The 1,812-nt window shown below is 69.8% G+C and carries 5 protein-coding genes; 4 read left to right on the top strand and 1 reads right to left on the bottom strand.

What is annotated here, in order from left to right:
- The 4 genes from KME77_RS25930 to KME77_RS30065 form a co-directional block, all read left to right on the top strand.
- The coding region (locus KME77_RS25930) for a hypothetical protein (protein WP_443679677.1) at nt 1-340 on the top strand (340 nt) is incomplete at its 5' end.
- 2 nt (nt 341-342) lie between these two features.
- Entirely contained in the window at nt 343-558 is a 216-nt protein-coding gene (locus KME77_RS25925) for a hypothetical protein (protein WP_219471555.1), read from the top strand.
- Nucleotides 555-962 (top strand): arsenate reductase ArsC, encoded by a 408-nt coding sequence (locus KME77_RS25920; protein WP_219471554.1) that lies wholly within the window; start codon nt 555-557, stop codon nt 960-962. The genes KME77_RS25925 and KME77_RS25920 overlap by 4 nt, the downstream gene beginning before the upstream one ends.
- Before the next feature lie 34 nt (nt 963-996).
- Nucleotides 997-1,125, top strand: a complete 129-nt coding sequence (locus tag KME77_RS30065; protein ID WP_281424258.1) for a hypothetical protein — start codon at nt 997-999, stop codon at nt 1,123-1,125.
- Between the two features lie 42 nt (nt 1,126-1,167).
- Here the strand turns inward: KME77_RS30065 and KME77_RS25915 are convergent, their stop codons facing one another.
- On the bottom strand, nt 1,168-1,713 hold the full coding sequence (locus tag KME77_RS25915; RefSeq protein WP_372451228.1) for a serine hydrolase: 546 nt from the start codon (nt 1,711-1,713) through the stop codon (nt 1,168-1,170).
- Nucleotides 1,714-1,812 lie beyond the last annotated feature (99 nt).

The following is a 1,812-nucleotide window of genomic DNA, read 5'->3' as shown; positions in this document are numbered from 1 at the left end:
CCACCCGGCCCGACCGGCCATCGTGGATCGGCTGCTGCTGGGCGACGCCTCTCCCGGCGAGCGGGGAGTGGTGGTGCGCCGCCGCTCCGAAGGCGATCGGCGGCGCACCTACCTGCGTCTGGTGCCGCAGTCCCTGGCCGGCCTGCTGCCCGTCGCGCTGCGGTCGCGCTGGCCCACCGGCACGGGCTCAACCTGGGACGAGCCGCGACCTGCCACGTACAGCAGACGCTACGCCCCGACGACCTGGTCGTGGCCGTCTGCGACGCCGCACATGAACAACTCACCGACTTCGCCGACCGCGTCCAACGGCTGGCACCCGCCGTGCATCCCCAGGGAGTAGCCATGCCCCAGACCTACCGCCACCCGGACCTGTCCACCGATCGGCGACACGCCCTGCACACCAGCTATGACCAGCTCGCCCTGCACGGCAAGATTCCCACTATCTCTCACTCCTGGCCGAACGCTTCGCCCGCCAGCGCCTGCACGCCCTGGCCCGCGTCGAAGGCCGCAGCGACGACCTCGAAATCCCCGCAACCTGAAGAAGGCAGTCACCTGTGAGCAACACTCCCAGCGTCCTGTTCGTCTGTGTTCACAACGCCGGCCGCTCCCAGATGGCCGCCGGCTGGCTCACCCACCTGGCTGGAGATCGCATCGAGGTCCGCTCGGCCGGTTCCGCCCCCGCCGACCAGGTCAACCCGGTCGCGGTCGAGGCCATGCGCGAGGCCGGCGTCGACATCACCACTGAGCAACCCAAGATTCTCACCACTGACGCGGTACAGGCCTCGGACGTGGTCATCACGATGGGCTGCGGCGACGCCTGCCCCATCTTCCCCGGCAAACGGTACGAGGACTGGACGCTCGACGACCCCGCCGGACAAGGCATCGAGGCTGTACGCCCCATCCGCGACGAGATCCGCGCCCGCGTCGAAAAGTTGATCAGCGAACTGCTGCCCGCGCCCTGAAACCCGCCTCCGGAGCGCTACCGTGGCCGAAGACGTGGCCTGTCCGCGTCGGCTGCGGCCGCCGCCGGGCCGGCGATATGGCCTGGCTGGTGCGTGCTTCCGGGTGCACGCCACGATCGCCGGCGTCGCGATGGGCCTGGTGACGCGCACCGGCGCCGCCTGAGCCAGCCGCTGTTCTTCGTGCGGGCCGGGCCGTGGGCGCGGGTCAGCCCTGGCCGGTGATGGCCCGCTGCTCCTGGCCGAGGATCTCCCCGAACTCCGGGAGGTCGTCGTAGTTGCTGAGGACGACGCCGACCCAGCCGGTGTCCAGGTAGATGTTCCAGTTGGCACTGACGCCACCGGTGCCGCCGCCGCGCCCGGACACCGTCTGGCGGCCGTTGACGATGTGGAGCACACCCGAGTACGCGGAGAACGACGTGGGTGTGCGGCCGGGGCGGTTGGCCCCGGTGTACAGGTCGGCATAGGGCCGGTTCAGCACCGTGGCGTTGCGCACCGCTTCGGCGAAACGGACCAGGTCCGGTGCGGTGGCGAAGACGTTGCCGATGAAGCCGCGGCCCGGGTTCTCCCCTGGTCCCTGCTGGCTCAGGCTGTCCTTGTCCAGGTTACGGACGGCGTCGATGCGGCTGCCGTCGGGCTGGCGCATGTAGGGATGCGCGATGTGCTCGTCGGCGAGCCACTGGTTTCTGGTGCAGTAGGCGGAGCCGGTCATGCCGGCGCGTCCGAAGACGTGTTGGTGCATGTAGTCGCCGATATCCGCAGGACGCCGTGAGGCGTGAAGATCGGGTGTGGTTGCTCGCCGACGTCGCCGGTACTTGGGGCTGTGAGCCCGAAATGTAGTCTGAACGCCGGG

Source organism: Nonomuraea rhizosphaerae (assembly GCF_019396405.1).
GTDB lineage: Bacteria > Actinomycetota > Actinomycetes > Streptosporangiales > Streptosporangiaceae > Nonomuraea > Nonomuraea rhizosphaerae.
Note: the sequence above shows the minus strand (reverse complement) of the source record. Positions and strands in the feature narration are given on the sequence as shown.